This window comes from Nocardia sp. NPDC004260 (assembly GCF_053603155.1).
Genome location: NZ_JBSGEZ010000013.1, coordinates 115,511 through 132,783, shown reverse-complemented (window position 1 = coordinate 132,783; position 17,273 = coordinate 115,511). Strand labels below are relative to the sequence as shown.

16 protein-coding genes are annotated in these 17,273 nt (G+C 68.6%); 4 read left to right on the top strand and 12 right to left on the bottom strand.

The features are described from left to right. Positions 1-518: 518 nt before the first annotated feature. The 6 genes from tyrS to ACWEO7_RS10590 all read right to left on the bottom strand — a co-directional run bounded on the left by tyrS (position 519) and on the right by ACWEO7_RS10590 (position 6,739). Entirely contained in the window at positions 519-1,808 is a 1,290-nt protein-coding gene (gene tyrS, locus ACWEO7_RS10615) for a tyrosine--tRNA ligase (protein ID WP_452422530.1), read from the bottom strand. 327 nt (positions 1,809-2,135) lie between these two features. Further along, positions 2,136-2,561, bottom strand: a complete 426-nt coding sequence (locus ACWEO7_RS10610; RefSeq protein ID WP_452422528.1) for a DoxX family protein — start codon at positions 2,559-2,561, stop codon at positions 2,136-2,138. Positions 2,562-2,668: 107 nt separating this feature from the next. After that, entirely contained in the window at positions 2,669-3,310 is a 642-nt protein-coding gene (locus ACWEO7_RS10605; protein ID WP_452422526.1) for a DNA-3-methyladenine glycosylase, read from the bottom strand. A 192-nt stretch (positions 3,311-3,502) separates the two neighbouring features. After that, complete coding sequence (locus ACWEO7_RS10600) at positions 3,503-4,648, bottom strand: low temperature requirement protein A (protein WP_452422525.1); 1,146 nt, start codon at positions 4,646-4,648, stop codon at positions 3,503-3,505. Between the two features lie 25 nt (positions 4,649-4,673). Further along, positions 4,674-5,564 carry an RNA polymerase sigma-70 factor gene (locus ACWEO7_RS10595; RefSeq protein WP_452422523.1) on the bottom strand — a complete coding sequence of 297 codons (891 nt, stop codon included), beginning with the start codon at positions 5,562-5,564 and terminating at the stop codon, positions 4,674-4,676. Beyond that, entirely contained in the window at positions 5,561-6,739 is a 1,179-nt protein-coding gene (locus ACWEO7_RS10590) for an NAD(P)/FAD-dependent oxidoreductase (protein WP_452422521.1), read from the bottom strand. The genes ACWEO7_RS10595 and ACWEO7_RS10590 overlap by 4 nt, the downstream gene beginning before the upstream one ends. 243 nt (positions 6,740-6,982) lie before the next feature. Between ACWEO7_RS10590 and ACWEO7_RS10585 the strand changes: the two genes are divergently transcribed. The 4 genes from ACWEO7_RS10585 (at position 6,983) to ACWEO7_RS10570 (ending at position 10,744) form a co-directional block, all read left to right on the top strand. Further along, entirely contained in the window at positions 6,983-8,503 is a 1,521-nt protein-coding gene (locus ACWEO7_RS10585) for a multicopper oxidase family protein (protein WP_452422519.1), read from the top strand. A gap of 86 nt (positions 8,504-8,589) precedes the next feature. Further along, a complete protein-coding gene (locus ACWEO7_RS10580; RefSeq protein WP_452422517.1) occupies positions 8,590-9,321 on the top strand; it encodes an ABC transporter ATP-binding protein in 732 nt (243 codons plus the stop codon). Further along, positions 9,318-10,112, top strand: coding sequence for an ABC transporter permease (locus ACWEO7_RS10575; RefSeq protein ID WP_452422515.1), 795 nt, complete (start codon positions 9,318-9,320; stop codon positions 10,110-10,112). The genes ACWEO7_RS10580 and ACWEO7_RS10575 overlap by 4 nt, the downstream gene beginning before the upstream one ends. Beyond that, positions 10,109-10,744 carry a TetR/AcrR family transcriptional regulator gene (locus tag ACWEO7_RS10570; RefSeq protein ID WP_452422513.1) on the top strand — a complete coding sequence of 212 codons (636 nt, stop codon included), beginning with the start codon at positions 10,109-10,111 and terminating at the stop codon, positions 10,742-10,744. The genes ACWEO7_RS10575 and ACWEO7_RS10570 overlap by 4 nt, the downstream gene beginning before the upstream one ends. 25 nt (positions 10,745-10,769) lie before the next feature. Here ACWEO7_RS10570 and ACWEO7_RS10565 read toward each other — a convergent pair whose 3' ends face one another. The 6 genes from ACWEO7_RS10565 to ACWEO7_RS10540 all read right to left on the bottom strand — a co-directional run bounded on the left by ACWEO7_RS10565 (position 10,770) and on the right by ACWEO7_RS10540 (position 17,265). Next, the gene (locus tag ACWEO7_RS10565) at positions 10,770-11,288 is read right to left on the bottom strand and encodes a L,D-transpeptidase (RefSeq protein WP_355080817.1); all 519 of its coding nucleotides are present in this window, start codon (positions 11,286-11,288) and stop codon (positions 10,770-10,772) included. Positions 11,289-11,496: 208 nt separating this feature from the next. After that, positions 11,497-11,727, bottom strand: coding sequence for a Trm112 family protein (locus ACWEO7_RS10560; RefSeq protein WP_452422511.1), 231 nt, complete (start codon positions 11,725-11,727; stop codon positions 11,497-11,499). 9 nt (positions 11,728-11,736) lie between these two features. Further along, a complete protein-coding gene (locus ACWEO7_RS10555; RefSeq protein ID WP_452422509.1) occupies positions 11,737-12,291 on the bottom strand; it encodes a GtrA family protein in 555 nt (184 codons plus the stop codon). Continuing rightward, positions 12,288-14,534, bottom strand: coding sequence for a hypothetical protein (locus ACWEO7_RS10550; RefSeq protein WP_452422507.1), 2,247 nt, complete (start codon positions 14,532-14,534; stop codon positions 12,288-12,290). The genes ACWEO7_RS10555 and ACWEO7_RS10550 overlap by 4 nt, the downstream gene beginning before the upstream one ends. 71 nt (positions 14,535-14,605) lie before the next feature. Beyond that, positions 14,606-15,097, bottom strand: coding sequence for a GtrA family protein (locus tag ACWEO7_RS10545; protein WP_452422505.1), 492 nt, complete (start codon positions 15,095-15,097; stop codon positions 14,606-14,608). Continuing rightward, on the bottom strand, positions 15,094-17,265 hold the full coding sequence (locus ACWEO7_RS10540; protein ID WP_452422539.1) for a hypothetical protein: 2,172 nt from the start codon (positions 17,263-17,265) through the stop codon (positions 15,094-15,096). Before ACWEO7_RS10540 ends, ACWEO7_RS10545 begins: the two co-directional genes overlap by 4 nt. Positions 17,266-17,273 lie beyond the last annotated feature (8 nt).

Genomic DNA, 17,273 nt, shown 5'->3' with positions numbered 1-17,273 from the left:
CCCCAAAAGGGTGAATCAGAAATATCTAAACTAGAGTCCGAAAACCCAGCAAAACAATCGCCAGCCGGAAAATTAGCTGACAAAAAATATCCGACCCTCCACACGGGGGTATGAAGAGCCGAAACCAAAAATAATTGGCACTGACATTCATCGACACACTATTGAGTTCTCAAAGAACACACGCACACACATCCGGGCCAGTCTCGACCGGACCTTCCGTGAGGCAACTTTCCCAGCCTAACCAAGCAACCAACCGATGTCAAGACCATCGGCCGATCTGCGTCATACTGGGCTGACAGGCGCTCCTCGTACTACCTCGTTTCCCGGTCCCGCTCGGCGTTTCCGCCGCGCTCGGCTCCGGGTCGGAGTCCGTGTCGCTCTGACTTGGACTAAGTTACGCGGCGGATAACGCTACGTCAAATCGCCTGAAAAACTTGGCGTTTCCCCAGGTCAACGGTGCGCGATCGGAGTGATCGGCGGCTTGAATCACACGGATGTGATTCAAGCCACCGCGATCGTCATGCACCTGCCCGAAGCACCCCCGCCAGGTTCTTCTTGCCGCGCCGCAGCACGAGCCAGCGTCCGTGCAGGTAGTCGGCCTCGGCAGGCGTCCACTCGATGTCGGAGATCTTCGCGTTGTTCACGGCGGCGCCGCCCTCGTTCACCGCACGCCTGGCGGCGCCGCGGCTCTCGCACAGGCCGGTCGCGACGAGCAGATCCACGATGGTGTTCGGTTCACCCGCCTTGATCTGCGCGACCTCACCGTCGACGGCGGCTTCGCGCAGGGCCGCGCCGAGCGTCGCCTCGTCGAGCTCACGCAGTTCACCTCGGCCGAACAGCGCCTGGCTGGCCAGTTGCACCGCATGGGTGTGGGCCTCGCCATGGACCAGGGTGGTCATCTCGGCGGCCAGCCTGCGCTGGGCTTCCCTGGCGTGCGGGCGCTCGGCGGTCGCACGCTCGAGTTCGTCGAGTTCCTCGCGAGACAGGAAGGTGAACCAGCGCAGGTAGCGCACCACGTCGGCGTCCGCCGTGTTCACGAAGTACTGGTACCAGGCGTACGGGCTGGTCATCTCGGGATCGAGCCACAGGCTGCCGCCGCCGGTGGACTTGCCGAACTTCTTGCCGTCCGCGGAGGTCACCAGCGGAACGGTCAAAGCGTGCACGGCCGCGCCGTCGACCCGTCGGTTGAGTTCGACGCCCGCGATGATGTTGCCCCACTGGTCGGAGCCGCCGACCTGCAACGTGCAGCCGTAGTTGCGACGCAGCTGCAGGTAGTCGTTGGCCTGCAGGAGCATGTAGCTGAACTCGGTGTAGGAGATGCCCTCGCCGTCAAGTCGTCGCTTGATGGTGTCGCGCGCCAACATGACGTTCACCGAGAAGTGCTTGCCGATATCGCGCAGGAAGTCGACGGCGGACAGCGGCCCGGTCCAGTCCATGTTGTCGGCGATGACCGCTCCGGTCGGCGAGTCGTCCAGGTCGACGAAACGCTCCAGCTGGGAGCGGATCCGCTCGGCCCAGCTCGCGACGGTGTCGGTGGAGTTCATGGTCCGCTCGCCGACGTCGCGCGGGTCACCGATCAGCCCGGTGGCCCCACCGGCCAGCACGATGGGTCGATGTCCGGCGCGCTGGAAACGTTTCAGCGCGAGCAACGGCACCAGATGGCCCGCGTGCAGGCTGGCCGCGGTGGGATCGAAGCCGGCGTAGAGGGTCAGCGGCCCGGCGGCCGCCGCCGCACGCAAGGCATCCAGGTCGGTGGACTGCGCGATCAGACCGCGCCAGGTCAGTTCGTCGATGATGTCGCCGCTCACGATGTCCTATCTTTCCGCACGAGGTTCGGGACCACGTGTGCACCTCGGTCTCGGGCGCGGGACGGTGTCGGTCGAATGATTCGCATGCGAGCAGTCGAGGTGTCCGTCCGACCCGTTCGCGGAGACGGATCGCCGTCCGGTCTCGCCGCGTTCGGTGAACGAGCACAGGTGCGAGGCTCCGTGCCGCATCGGACCGCTTCGCGGCGCTCGCCGCACTTGCGCGAGAGTTCGTGGTAGATGGCCGAGGCTCCACCGCGACGTATTACCCCGTAACGCGCCTCGACGGTCGGTGGACCGGAGTCCATCGACCGTCCGCTACGTGTGCACTCAGCGCGGCAGCATTTCCCGGACCGCGGCGATGCCGTCGCGGCGCTGGTAGGCGATCCAGGCGAACGCGACGGCCAGCACCATCGGGAACGGAGCCAGCGTGGGAGCGCCCAAGAGGAATGCCTGAGTGGCGGCCGCCAGCACCATGGTGACCGAAAGACCGGACGCGGCCAGACCGCTCAGCCGCGGCACCAGCAAGCCTGCTCCGCCCGCGACCTCGACCAGGCCGGTGAGGTACCGGAACCAGTCGCCGAACCCGATCTCGTGGAAGATCCGCACCGCGTCGGACTGACCCACCAGTTTCGGCAGGCCCGAGGCGATGATCAGGAACAGGCCGAGCAGGATCTGCAGGGTCCACAGGGTGCGGTTGAGCACCTTGCCGGGGCGGGCTACGGCGACGGTACCGGTGGTGGCGATGGCGGTCATGGTTCTGTCCTCCGGGTCGGTGGCGCCGGGTTGGTGGCGCGTTCACCTGATAGGACGGGAACCTTCGCGAAAACTCATCGCGCCGCGGCGAAAGTCTCGACGAGCTGTCAGACCGACTGCGCGGCGGGCAAGGGAGCGCGTGGACTGCGCCGGTACACCGACACCGCCCGCGAACCCGGAAGCCAGAAACGCCACGGCACGTCCGCCGCGCTACTGACGCCGACCCTTGGGCCACTCGCGATCTCGGCGGCGTCGACGGGGCTGTCCAGTTCCAGCCGGATCGGCGACGACGGATCGAGCAGCGGAGTTCCGTAGTCGCTCAGAGTGATTCCCAGCGCACCGCCGAGATTGCCCGGGCCACGGGCCAAGTCGAGATCGGATCCGGCGCCGGGACGTCGCGCGCGCGCCGTCTCCAGTCCCGCGACGACCTCGCCGGAGCGGATGAGCGCGGCGCTGGCGATGCCGTCCGGTCCGCTCGTCACGTTGATGCAGGTGTGCATGCCGTAGCTGAGGTAGACGTACAGCACACCGGCGGGGCCGAACATGACGCCGTTGCGCTTGGTCCGGCCGCGACCGGAATGCGATGCCGGATCCGGCCACGGCCCGGCCGGGTCTCCCCCGTAGGCCTCGACTTCGACGATCCGGACACCGACCGGGCCCGACCACAAGGTGGCCCCGAGCAGACGGCGGGCGGCGGCGGGAGGTTCGACGGCAAGTTCCTCGACAGGTTGGGCACACACAGCCGCCATTGTCCTCGACGGCGACAACGGAGGCGGGTCAGCGGAGCCGCTCGGCACGCGTACCGGCTCGGCGCGAACGATCGCGACGAGGACGCGACGGCGGGCCATGTGGCGTGAGCGCCGATGCGCACGGACCGACCGGACCCGCGACGACCAGCGGAAATCGTTGACCCGGTCGACCGGACCAGGCCGTGGGCGCATTCAGATGTACGCGCTGTGCTCGCCGGACCGCAGTGTGAGCAAGTCGTCGGCGATCACGGCGGCGTACCCCACGATCACGATCGCGGCCAATTGCGCCCAGGAGACCCAATAGATGCCGATCGGGGCGGTGGCCGCCACCGCGAGCGCCGCGAGCAGGCGCGCCCAGGGACGCGGCAACCGCAGTGCCAGGCGGAAGAAGAACTGGCCGAGGAAGTACAGCGCGACGCCGCCGGAGAGCGCGGCGGCCACGGCGACCGGGCTCGCCACGCCGCCGCGGGCGATGCTCATCTGGATGCCCGCCGCGGCCACGATGACGCCGATCAGCAGTGGGTAGAGGGCGTAGCCGTAGGCCAGTACGGCCGGCCGGGACCGTTCCCGGTCCGGCACCGCGGCCAGCGCGTGCTCGCCGCGCTCGTCATCGACGCCGAAGTACGCCCACCACAGGACGTAGGCCAGGCAGAGGCCGAGGCCGACGGTGGCGATCAACTCCGGCGTGATCCGCTCTCCGGCCAGCCCGGCCCCGATGGCGACGAGAGATTCGCCGATCGCGACGATCACGACCAGCCCGTGCCGCTCGCAGAAATGACTGGCTCGGACCACGAAGTCCCCCGTATCGACCAGATAGGGGCTGATCACCTGCACCGCGAAAGCCAGTATCCAGCAGGCGTACTGCGCCCAGTCGTGCACGAACCCACCCGCCAGCACGAGCGCCGCGGCCAGGGCGTTGAGCGGGGCGATCCGGCGGATCGCGGTGGTCGCCGACGTGCCCCCCGCCGAGGCGAACAGCGCGGTGTGCACGGCGGTGACCAGGACGTATCCGAACCCGAAGGCGATGCCGGTGCCGTGGAACGCGTCCGGGATCGCCAATGCGAGGACGAAGAAGGCGAACATGCCGACCAGCAGCCAGGTCCGCCGGGCGGAACTGTTCGGCGCGACCTCGTTGGTGAGCCACACGTAGCCGGAATACATCCACCAGATCACCCCGAACAGCAGTGCCACCTGCGCGAGCGCCTGCCAGCCGGGATGGTGGGTGTAGACGTGCGACAGCTGGGTGATGGTGAGAACGAAGACGAGATCGAAGAACAGCTCGAGCGTCGAGGCCCGTACCTGTCCGCCGTCGGCGGACAGGGCACTCTGGTTGGTCACGGCTGGAGCCTAGAACGGCCGGAGATCACCCGAGCGCGTCGGTGCCCATGGAAAGACCCTTGAGCTTGTACGGGTTGACCTGGAACCGGAGGTTCTGGATTCGTCCGTCGACGATGTCGTAGGTGAACGCGGCCACCGGGGAGCCGCCGATGAATACGAGCGCGCCGAGTTCACCGTTGATGCAGGCGGATTCGAACACGAAGCCCGCCACGACCGGCTTGGCCAGCACGCCGAGGATCCAGCGGGCCACGTGATCGGGTCCGTACAACGGTCGGCGCGCCGCGGTGACCACGCCGCCGCCGTCCGACCACGACGTGACGTCCGGGGCGAGCAGATCCATCAGCGCGTTGAGATCGCCGCCGGAGCAGGCGGCCATGAATCGGGCGGTGACATGGTCGCGCTGCGCCTTATCGGTGTCGAACCGCGGCCTGCGGGATTGCACGTGCTGCTTGGCGCGGTGCGCGATCTGCCGGATCGCGGGTTCCGGCTGGTCCAGGGTCTCGGCGATCTCGGCGTGCGTGTAGCCGAAGACCTCGCGCAGCAGGAAGACCGCGCGTTCGACGGGACTGAGCGTTTCGAGAACCACCAGCATCGCCGTGGAGACGGTGTCGGCCAAGTCGGTCTCCTCGGCGATGTTCGGTGCGGTGAGCAACGGCTCGGGCAGCCAGGGGCCCACGTAGTTCTCGCGGGTGGCCTTGGCCGAGGTGAGCCGGTTGAGCGACAGGTTGGTGACCGTGCGCACGAGGTAGGACTTGGGTTGCCGCACCGTCGACCGATCGGTGTCGTTCCACTTCAGCCAGGCGTCTTGCAGGACGTCCTCCGCATCGGTGACGGTCCCCAGCATCCGGTACGCGGTGGCGAACAGCAGACGCCGGTGTTCGAGAAACGGGTCCTGCTCGGGTGTCCGTTCGGTCATGGCTGGATTCTCCTGGTGACGCGGCCACCTTTCGACAGCGCGACCGACACCGTCATCCGCTTGCTCAGCGCGAAGGTCGGTATCGGGCTGCTGCTGACGGTCTCCTTATAGAAGACCGCGGCGCGTCCGGCCAGGTAGCCGCGGCGCGGGCTGTCGTCGGCCTTGGTGAACTGGATGACCGCGTCCTTGCGACCGAGGCTGACCGGCTGGTGGAAATACCCGAAGCGGAACGGCCGCACGCGCTTACCGCGCAGTTGCCGCGCGATGACGTCGGCGGTGTAGGCGGCGGTCGGCATCCCACTCTGGCAGGTGCCGTGGATCTGCCCCCACGCTTGACGGACCGCAGCGGCGTCGCCGATGGCGTGGACGGCCGGATGCGACACCGACCTCAGGGTCGGGTCGACCACGATCAGCCCGTGCGCGTCGGTCTCGATGCCCGCCCGCGCGGCCAGCGGTGACACGCGAACACCCGCCGTCCACAGTGTCAGGTCGGTGGGCACCAACTCGCCGCCGGCCAGTTCGACGGCGTCGGGCAGCACCTTCACCACGGCCCGGCCGGTCTCGCGGGTGACGCCGAGGCGATCGAGCGCACGATGCACGTACGCGCGGGCGTTCGTCCCCATCATGGCCCCGAGTTCGCCGGTGCTGATCAGGGTGACGCGCGCGCCGGGATGACTCTCGGCGATCTCGGCCGCCGCTTCGATGCCGGTTAGGCCGCCGCCGCAGACCGCGACGGCGCCGCCGCGCGCCGCGACCTCGGTGAGGCGCTCGGCGAAACGGTGTGCGGTGGCGGGGTTGTCGAGGGTCCACGCATGGTCTGCGGCGCCGGGCACGATGGTCGTGTCCGCGGTGCTGCCCAGGGCGTAGATCAATTCGTCGTAGGGAAGACGAGTCGTCTCGTCGACGGTCACCTCTTGGTGCACCGGATCGATGGCCGTGGCCCAGCCCTGGACGAAGGTGACCCCGGTGCCTTCCAGCAGCGCGGGAATCCGGTGGTCCGCGAGTTGCTGACCGGCGGCCACCTGGTGCATGCGCAAACGTTCGGTGAATCGGGCCGAAGGGTTGACCAGCGTGATCCGGACGTCGAGCGCACGGGTGCGCCGGGCCAGCCGCACGGCGGCGAGCATGCCGGTGTAGCCGCCGCCGAGGACGACGATGCGATGTTCGGTGTTCATGGCAGTGCTCCAATGGTCGGGTCACCGGGGCAGGAATGGCGGATGGTGACGACCATGGGACAAATGACCGAACCCGGACGTGACACCCCAGGCTGTGTTTTGGGTCACAATATGCCGGCCGCTTCCGGCCGGTGAGTCATCCCGCACCCGGAAAGTCCGGACACGGGCATCAGGGGTGGACCGGGGTGGAAATAGGGATGCTCCCGGATGTGTTGGGGCACTTGCCATTTCTACTGTCGGTCCATGCTTTCGGATTTCCGGCCGCGCAAGCGGCGGTGGTTGCTCGTCGTTCTCGTCTGCGTCGCGGCGTTGCCGGTCCTCGTGGTCGGCGGCGTCGCCTGGGTCTACGCCGGAGCGGACGTGTCCACGGCCGGGAAGACGGAATTCCGGAACGAACTCGCCATTCCTCCGCTGGCGCCGTCGCGGGTGAGCGCCGACGGAACGCGCACGTTCGAACTGGACATGCGCGCCGGGCGAAGGGAATTCCAGCCCGGCCGGGCTACGGAGACGTGGGGATTCAACGGCGACTACCTCGGGCCGACGCTGCGGGCGCGGCGCGGGGAAAGGGTGGCGGTCACCGTGCGCAACACGTTGCCGGAGGCCTCCACCGTGCACTGGCACGGCATGCACCTGCCCGCGGCAATGGATGGCGGGCCGCACCAGATGGTGGCTCCCGGCGCGGCGTGGACGCCGCAGTGGACCATCGATCAACCCGCCGCGACGCTCTGGTATCACCCCCATCCGCACGGTGCGACCGAAGCGCACGTGCGCCGCGGACTGGCGGGTATGTTCCTGCTCGACGACGAGGTGTCCACCACCTTGCCCCTCCCCTCCGACTACGGGGTGAACGATCTGCCGTTGATCGTCCAGGATGTGCGGTTCAACGGCGCGACGTTCGACTCCGCGCACGCGATGTTCCGCGACGTCGGGTTTCTCGGCGATCGGACGATGGTCAACGGCACGCTCGCGCCGTACCGCGACGTCGGCGACGAACTCGTCCGGTTGCGTCTGCTCAACGCCTCGACCGCGCGAATCTACAGCTTCGTCTTCGCCGACGGGCGGCCGTTCTCTCTCGTCGCGACCGACAGCGGGCTGATCGAAAGACCGAGCACCGTGGACCGGCTTCGGCTGTCACCGGGCGAGCGGGCCGAGATCGTGGTGCGGATGCGGCCGGGCGAGCGCACCGTGCTACGCGGCGGCAAACTCGATGCCGGGCTGGATTTCTGGACCCAGCGGTTCGCCGGCGGCGACGACACTTTCGACATCCTCGAACTACGCGCGGCAAGCACGTTGCGGCCCGCGCCGGAACTCCCCGCGGTCCTGGCGTCTCCCACCACCACGGACGGCGGTGATTCGGTACTGGAACGGCATTTCGACCTGAACCTCGCCGGGATCAACGGCAGGCCGATGGCCATGGACCGCATCGATTTCGCGGTCACGCGCGGCACGGCGGAGACCTGGGTGGTGCGCAACAACGACGGCATGCCGCACAACTTCCACATCCACGACGTGCGATTCCGCGTGCTCGCGGTGGACGACGAGCCGCCGCCCGCGGCACTGACCGGACCGAAGGACACCGTCTTCCTGCCGCCGAACAGCACGGTCCGGCTGGCGATGCGCTTCGACGGCCCGGCCGATCCGGACGCGCCCTACATGTACCACTGCCATCTGCTCTGGCACGAGGACCTCGGAATGATGGGCCAATTCGTGGTCGTGGATCCGGGCCAGGCGGCGGGAACACCGCCGGTGCGGCACGGCCACTGATTCCGGAAAAGCACTCTTGCCGGTCGAGCTCTAGCGCGCTAAATTCATCGTACAGTGAATTCAACACTCGATGAATTGAGGCGACCGTGTCGCAAGCCAGCCCCTCCCCCGCCGTCGAGGTACGAGATCTGCGGGTCCACCGCGGCGGCCGCGAAGTCCTGCACGACATCTCGCTGACCATCCCGCGCGGCTCGATCACCGGGCTGCTCGGTCCGTCCGGATGCGGCAAGACGACGCTGATGCGCAGCATCGTCGGCACCCAGATCATCGAATCGGGCGAGGTCACCGCGCTCGGCCACCCGGCAGGCTCCCCGGCGCTGCGCCATCTGATCGGGTATGTCACGCAGGCGCCGAGCATCTACAACGACATCAGCGTCCGGGAGAACGTCGCGTACTTCGCCGCGCTCTACGGCCGCGATCGCGCCGACGTGGACGACGCGATCACGGCCGTCGGCCTCGCCGATCACGCCCAGCAACGCGGCGACGAGCTCTCGGGCGGCCAGTTGACGCGGGCGTCGCTCGCGTGCGCGCTGGTCGCCCAGCCCGAACTGCTGGTGTTGGACGAACCGACCGTCGGCCTGGATCCCGTGCTGCGCGTCGAGTTGTGGAAGCAGTTCCACGAACTGGCCGCGAACGGGACGACGCTGCTGGTCTCGAGCCATGTCATGGACGAGGCCGAGCACTGCGACCGGCTGCTGCTGATGCGCGACGGGCAGTTGCTGGCCCAGCTCAGCCCCGACGAGCTGCGCGCGCGGACCGGCGAGCAGAACCTGGAAACCGCCTTCCTCACCCTTATCACGATGGGACAGAACGCATGACCGCCATCACGGAAGCCGCGCCGAGGCGGACGCCGACGCTGCGCCCCTACGCCGCGACCACCGGCCGCATCCTGCGGCAGCTGCGCAACGACCACCGCACCGTCGCCATGATCCTGGTCGTCCCCGCCCTGCTGATGGCGCTGCTGTATTTCATCTACAAGGACACTCCGACCAACCCGCTGAACCCGGTGCCGCTGTTCGACCGGGTCGGCATCAGCATGCTGGGCATCCTGCCGTTCATCGTGATGTTCCTGATCACCGCGATCGCCATGCAGCGGGAACGCACCTCGGGCACGTTGGAGCGGCTGCTGTCCACGCCGCTGACGAAACTCGACCTGCTCGCCGGATACGGCACCGCGTTCTCGCTGGCCGCCGCCGCGCAGGCGATCGTCGCCTGCTTGGTCTCGTTCGGTTTGCTCGGACTGGGCTCGGCGGGCAGTCCCGCGTGGGTGGTGCTGATCGCCGTGGTCGACGCGGTGTGCGGGGTGGCGCTGGGTCTGCTGGCGAGCGCGTTCGCCCGCACCGAATTCCAGGCCGTACAGTTCATGCCGGTCGTGGTAGCCCCGCAGATCTTCTTGTGTGGCTTGCTCGTTCCCCGCGGCCAGCTGCCCGACTGGCTGGAGGTGATCAGCAACGTGATGCCGTTGAGCTACGCGGTCGACGCGCTGCAACAGGTGTCGACGCATCCGGAGGTCACCCGCCAGATGTGGCGCGATCTGGCCATCGTCGCCGGGTTCGCGATCGTGGCCCTGTGCCTCGGCGCGGCCACGCTACGACGGCGGACCGCGTGACGGCAGGCAACAGCGCCGAGCGTCCCGCTCGCACCGGCCGCAGACCCGGGCAATCGGGCGCTCGCGAGGCCATCCTCGCGGCCGCCCGCGCCCGGTTCGCGGATATCGGCTTCGACAAGACCTCCGTGCGCGCGGTCGCCACCGACGCCGGGGTCGATCCCGCTCTGGTGCATCACTACTTCGGCACCAAGCAACAGCTCTTCGCCGCGGTGGTGGAGTTGCCGGTGGATCCCGAGACGACCTTGCGCGTCATCGAGGCCGCACCGCTGGACCGGTTGGGCGAGACCATTATTCGCACGGTGGTCGCCGTGTGGGATTCGCCCGCCGGTCCCGGTGTGGTCGCGATGGTGCGCAGCGTCCTGGCCGGCAGTCACGATCCGTCCCTGGCCAGGGCGTTCCTCTTGGAGGTCGTGCTGGAACGCGTCCGCAGGCGGATCGCCACCCCGCAGGACGACGGCCGCGCCCGGATCAGCCTGGTCGCCTCGCAGATGATCGGCGTGCTGGTCGGCCGCAAGGTCATCGGAGTGGAACCGCTGGCCTCGATGTCCGCCGCCGACCTGGTCGCCGCGGTGGGCCCGACGCTGCAGCGCTATCTGACCGGTGACATCGGCCAGGAACCGGTGTCCCGGTGACCGCGACGAGGGGACGCCGGGGCCGTCACTCCACGACTTCGACGACGTCACCGGGCCACAGGTACTCGTAGAACGCCTTGGCCCCCTCGTAGGTCATCCGGACGCAGCCGTGCGACTTCTTCTCGATCGGACCGACATGGAAGGCGATATCGCCGTTGAAGAAGGTCGCGTACTCCATCGGAGCGTTGTGCATGGTGCTCCAGTGGAACTCCTTCTTGAACGAGACGTGGAAGACGCCGGGCGGCGTCTCGTATCCCGGCATGCCGTGCGAAATCGGCGTCGGGCCGTAGACCACCTTGCCGTCGTCCATCAGCCACGCCTCATTGGTGGACAGCCGCATGCACGCACGGGCCGCAGTGGAACACGGCGCCACGGCCGGCGGGGGCGGCGGAGGTGGAATGAGCGCGGGCAAACCGGGGATGTCCGGGCCACCCGGCCACAGTGGCTCGGCCTGCGCGGGCGTCGCCATGGCGAATCCCGCCGCCGCGACTGCGCAGGCCATCGCGCATCGAGCCGTCCAATTACGTAAACGCGAATCGCTCATGACGTTCCCGACCTCTCTCTCATACGCCACCTGTGCGCTGATCAGGTCGGTCGCAACGCCCCTGTGCTGGAGCGAGATGACCGTCTCGAAGTGCAAATGATCATGGCGGAGCCGGCTTCGAACGGTCAATGGACGCAAAACGACCGTGACGCATCCGTTGCCGCGCAGTGGGCGAGTCGTGAGAGAAAGAGGACGGCCGCGCGGAGGGTCAGGCGTGGCCCTGAGCGGTGAACGCTTCGTGCTCGGCGTCGGTGACGTCCCTGGCTTCGTCGACGAGCAGCACCGGGATGCCGTTCTCGATCGGGTATGCCCGGCGCAGGCGCGGGTTGTAGAGCAACGCGCTGTCGTCGGCGGCGCGGACCAGCCGCAGCGGGCCCTTGTCCTGCGGGCAGGCCAGCAGGCTCAGCAGTGTGGCGTCCAGGGTGGTGTGCTCAGGCATATCAGGAACCTACCTTCCGGCCGGGCCGGAACGAGAACCGTCCGCATCGGGGGCGGGCGTCCGGCGGAACGAGATGTGGCGATGACCGAAGAAGCTGGCGCCCGCCACCAGCGCCATCACCGCGACCGCCGACGGAATGCTCGGCAAGTGCAGCACCGAGACGCCCAATTGGAGCAGCACCATGTTCAGCACCAGTCCGCCGGAGTTCACCGCGACGAACGCGACGAAATCCCGCACCGTGCGCCCGCGCACCCGGAACACCAGGGTCCGGTGCAGGACGAACGCCACGAACACGCTGATCGAGTAGGCCAGGGCGGGCGCGAGCGCGGCGGGCGCCCGGTCGCCGAGTACCGCCAGCCACAGCACCGTCAGCGCCATGCCGAGGCCCGTGTTCACCATGCCGACGATGGCGAACGCGATCTCTTGCCGACGCACCAGGCGCAGCAGCGGACCCGGGTCCGCGCCCTGGGCCCCGGAACTCGTCTCGGCCGTGGCACCCGCGGCATCGAAGCGCCGCGCGTCCGATGCCGGCGCATCGACGTCGTCCGCCGCATCCGCGCTCATCGGGCGGCGTCGGCCAGGTGAGTTTCCGGCGTCACGGCCGCGTCGAGCGGGGACGGCTCCGCACCGGAACCTCCGTCGAGCCGCCGCCTGCCACGCAGATACACCCACTGCGACAGGCCGACAATGAGCAGGCCGAGCAGTGCCGCGGCGACGCCGATCCGCCAGCCCGGCGGCTGCCACGACACCACCAGATCACCGGAGCTGCCAGCCGGAAGATCCACGGCGACAAAAGTTTTCGCCACCAGCGTGGAGGGAATCGCGCGGCCGTCCAGCGTCACCCGGTAACCGGGCCAGCCGAGCCGCGCGAAGACGATTCGGCCGCCCTCCGGGGAACTCACCCGCACCCGGCTGGCCGTGTCCGACTCCCCGACCGAGGTGGCCGTCACGCCCTGGGTGGCAGCGATCCGGCCGTCCCGCGCCGAGATCGAGCCGTCGGTGCGCTCCAGCACCGAGATGTACTTCTCGTGCCCGGGGTAGTCGACCCAGCGCCAGCCGGGCGGCGCGGGCTGGTCGCGCGCGTCCGGGTACAGAGCGCGATGCAGTACCACCCGGTCGACCTTCATCAGGTCGACGATGGTCCGGCCGGTGGTCGGCTCGGTCGCGAACGCGCGCCGGTAGGCATCGGGACAGACGCTGGTGTCCCAGCGCATGCACAACGTCTCGCCGAACCAGTAGTGCCCGTTGGGGGTGTATCCGCTGACGTAGGTCAGCTCGAGGTCTTTGGCGTAGTTGCCGAATACCAGCGATCCGTACGCGCCGGGCAGATTCCGTTCCTGCGGCGGGATGAGCATGCGGTCGCCGAGTTGCAATGTGGTGCCGGGGAAGTCGGGAAACGCGGCTTTCATCTCCGAGCGGTTCTCCGGCAGATTCCAGCCCATCGGCGTCGGTTGCGCGTCCCGCACCTGGAGGTACGCGATGGGGAAGACCGAAACGACGATCAGCGCGCACGCGGCGGCCACGCCCCGGCTGCGCCCGAGCCATACCGCGACGGCTCCGAGCGCGGCCACCCCGAGCGCCGCGACGACGTGCCGGATCACCTCGTGCGGCGCGGCCGAGAAAGTGCGCACCCACAGCAGGCCGATCAGCACCGCGGCCGCTATGCCACGCCGCCGCCAGTCCTGCACGGTCGCGAAACGGCCGAGCAGCACGCACACCAGAACCAGCAGGCCGAGCGCGATCATCGGCAACACCCGCGCGGGCCAGCGCAACGGTCCGACCGCGCCGGGACCGGCCGTCCACATCAGCGCCATCACCGCGAACAGCCCGGGCGCGACGAGCTCACGCGCCGCTCCGAGCGCCTTGCGCCAGTCGACGAAGGCCAGCGCGGGAATCAGGAACCACGCGATGTAGACCACCGGCATCGGCTGCACGTAGCCCCACCAGGAACTGAACGCGGGCAGCGTGCTTGGCAGGCTGGCGTTCAGCGACTCCGACCAGGGCACCGTGAGGAACTGGTCGTTGTTGATCTGCGCGGTGCCGCGCCAGGTCACCTTCGCCGACAGCATGCTCGGCAGGTAGGTGGCCAGTCCGGCCAGCGCCGCACCGGCGGCGACGGTGAGCAGACGCACCGACGGACGCCACGCCTTCTGGTACACGAGTTCGCCGATCGCGACCGCGAGCACCATCAGCCCGGCCTCGACCGCCGGGAAGATGTACTGCACCGAGATGGCCAGATACAAGAAGACGAAGGCGGGAATCGGCCCGCTGCGCCCGCGGGCGTAGCGCACGCCGGAGGCCCAGGCGTGAGCCATCCAGGCGGTGCCGGTGAACGCGGTCATCCAGCTGGACTCGTCGAAGAACAGCAGCCATCCGGTGAACGGAATGGCGGCCCCCGCGACCGCTGCCCACGGCGCCTTCGCTCCGTAGGCCAGGCAGATCCGGTACACACCGAGCGCCAGGATGATCGCGAAGATCAGTTTCACCACGGTGGCGTACAGCGCGAGGTTGTCGACCGAGGGCGCGATCAGATCGATCAGCAATTGCGGCGGATTGAGCAGCCCGGCCTCTTCGATGGTGTAGTTGCCCGCCATCCAGTGCTCGGGGATCATCCCGGGCAATCGTCCCTCGCGCAGGTACCGGCCGAGCATCACCCACAGCGGCGCGTACTGCGATTCGGTGTCGTCGGTATAGAAATGCCGGACGTTGGCGAGTAGCACGGCACCGTATCCCGCGACGACCCCGAGCGCCGTGATGACGCCCCATGTGCAGACTTCGCGCGAAGGAAAGGTGCTACGTTCGGCCACGAGTTCCAGACCCTACCGTCACCGCGGTGCCGCTCCGGCAAGCCAGTACCGGGATGCCATTCGGTGACGCGTCATCCGCTCGCGTTCTCGGTCCGCGCCTCCGGCTTGCGGCGGAACGAAATGTAGCGATGGCCGAAGAAGCTGACGACGGCGACCAGGCCCATCACCACGACGGCCGACGGAATCCGCGGCAGGTGCAGCACCGAGACCGCCAGCGACAGCAGCACCGTGTTCATCAGCAGCCCACCGGAATTCACCACGACGAAGCCAGCGAAATCGCGCAGCACCCGGCCGCGCACCCGGAACACGAGCGTCCGGTGCAGGACGAAAGCGACGACGATGCCAACGGCGTAGGCCAGCACGACCGCCACGGCGGGCGGCCACGCGTCACCCAGCACCGCCAGCCACACCACGGTCAGCGCGATCCCGAGCAGGGTGTTGCACGCGCCGACCAGCGCGAAGGCGACCTCCTGCCGCCGGACCACCCGCATCAGGAGTCCGGCCGCGGGCCCGTCGCCCACCGCGTCGGCGCCCACGGCGACCGGAGGCGGGTTCGTCGTCACGAAACGACGTCCGCCAACTCGCGATCCGGTTCGGCGGGCTCGGCGGCGGCGCTCGCCTCCGGCTCCGCGCGGCGCCGGGACCGGACGTACAGCCACTGCAGCACGCCGATGCCGAGCACACCCGCCACCGCGGCGGCGATGCCGATCTTCCAGCCGGGCGGACGCCAGGTCAGCACCAGTTCGGCGTCCTGGGTGCCCGCGGGAACATCGACGGCGATGAAGGACTTGGCGACCGTCGTGATCGGAAGCGACTTGCCGTTCAATGTGACTCGGTACCCCGGCCAGCCCAGCCGAGCGAACACGACCCGGCCGCCTTGGGCCGAGGACACCCGCACCCGGCTGGTGGTGTCGGTCTCGGAGATCGACGTCGCGGTCGCCTTCTGGGCCGCCGTCACGCGGCCGTTCGTCGTCGAGATGGGTCCGCCGACGCGTTCCAGCACCCCGATGTAGCGCTCGTGCCCGGGATACTCGACCCACGTCCAGCCCTCGGGTGCGGGCAGGCCGGGCGCGTCCGGGAACAGCGCCCGCTGCACCACCACGCGGTCCAGGTTCATCAGATCGACCAACGGCCGCCCGGTGGTCGGCTCCGGCGCGAACATGCGCCGGTAGGCGTCCGGGCAGACACTGCCGTCCCAGCGCATGCACAGCAGCTCACCGAAGTAGAAATGGCCGCTGGGGGTGTACCCGTTGACGTAGTTCAACTCGAGACCGCGGGCGTAGTTACCGAAGACGAGCGAGCCGTAGGCCGCCTCGATGCTCTTGTCCTGCGGCTGCAGCAGTCCGCGGTCGCCCAGCTGGATGGTGTTGCCCGCGAAGTCCGGGAACGCGGCCATCGCCTCCGAGCGCTTCGTGGGCAGATTCCACGACATCGGCGTGGGTTGCGCGGCATCGACCTGGAAATAGGCGATCGGGAACATCGCGACGATGGTCAGGGCGCATGCCGCCGCGGTGCCCTTGGTGCGCCCGAGCCACACCACCGCCGCCACCAGCGCCGCCAGCGCCAGGGCCGCGATGACGTGCCAGATCGCGTCGTGCGGGTCGGCGGAGAAGGAGCGCACCCACAGCAGCAGGATCAGCACGCCCGCCGCGATGCCGCGGTTCTTCGGATCGCGGAACGTCCCGAAACGCCCCAGCAGCACACACACCAGGACGAGCAGCCCGATGGCCAGCATCGGCAGCACGCGTGCGGGCCAGCGCAGCGGCCCGATGGAACCGGGGCCCGCGGTCCACATCAGCATCATGATCGCGAAGATCGCGATCGCGCTCAGCTCCCGCCACGCCTCCTTGGCTCGCCGCCAGTCGACGAACGCCAGGGCGGGGATCAGGAACCAGGCGATGTAGGTGACCGGCAGCGGCTGCACGTAACCCCACCACGACGTGAAGGCGGGCATCGAACTGGGCAGGCTGGCGTTCAGCGACTCCGACCACGGCACCGTCAGGAACTGGTCGTTGTTGATCTGCGCGGTGCCACGCCAGGTCACCTTGGCCGACAGCATGCTCGGCAGGAAGGTCAGCAGGCCCGCGAGCCCGGCGCAGCCCGCCGCCAGCGTCAGCCGCAGCACCGGCTGCCACTTGCGCTGGTACACGAGTTCGCCCACGGCCACGGCCAGCAGCATCAGCACCGCTTCGACCGCGGGGAAGATGTACTGCGTCGAGATGGTCAGGTACAGGTAGACGAAAACCGGAACGGGCCCGCCTCGACCGCGCGTGTAGCGGACCGAGGCCGCCCAGGCGTGCACCATCCACGCGGTGCCGGTGAGCGCGGTCATCCAGCTGGCTTCGTCGAAGAACAGGAAGAAGCCCGACAGCGGCAGCGCGATACCCGCCACCGCCGACCAGGCGGGCCGCCCACCGTAGACGAGGCAGACGCGGTACACGCCGAGCGCGGCGATGATCGAGAAGATCAGCTTCACGACGGTGGCGTACAGCGCGACGTTGTCCACCGAGGGCGCGATCAGATCGATCAGCAGTTGCGGCGGGTTGAACAGGCCCGCGTCGTCCATGGTGTTGTTGCCCGCCATCCAGTGCTCGGGCACCATGACCGGAAAATCGCCTGCGCGCAGCGCACGACCGAGGCCGACCCACAACGAGGTGTACTGGGACTCGGTGTCGTCGGTGAAGAAATGCCGGGCGTTGGCGAGCAGGACAGCGAGGTAACCCGCGACCACTCCGAGCG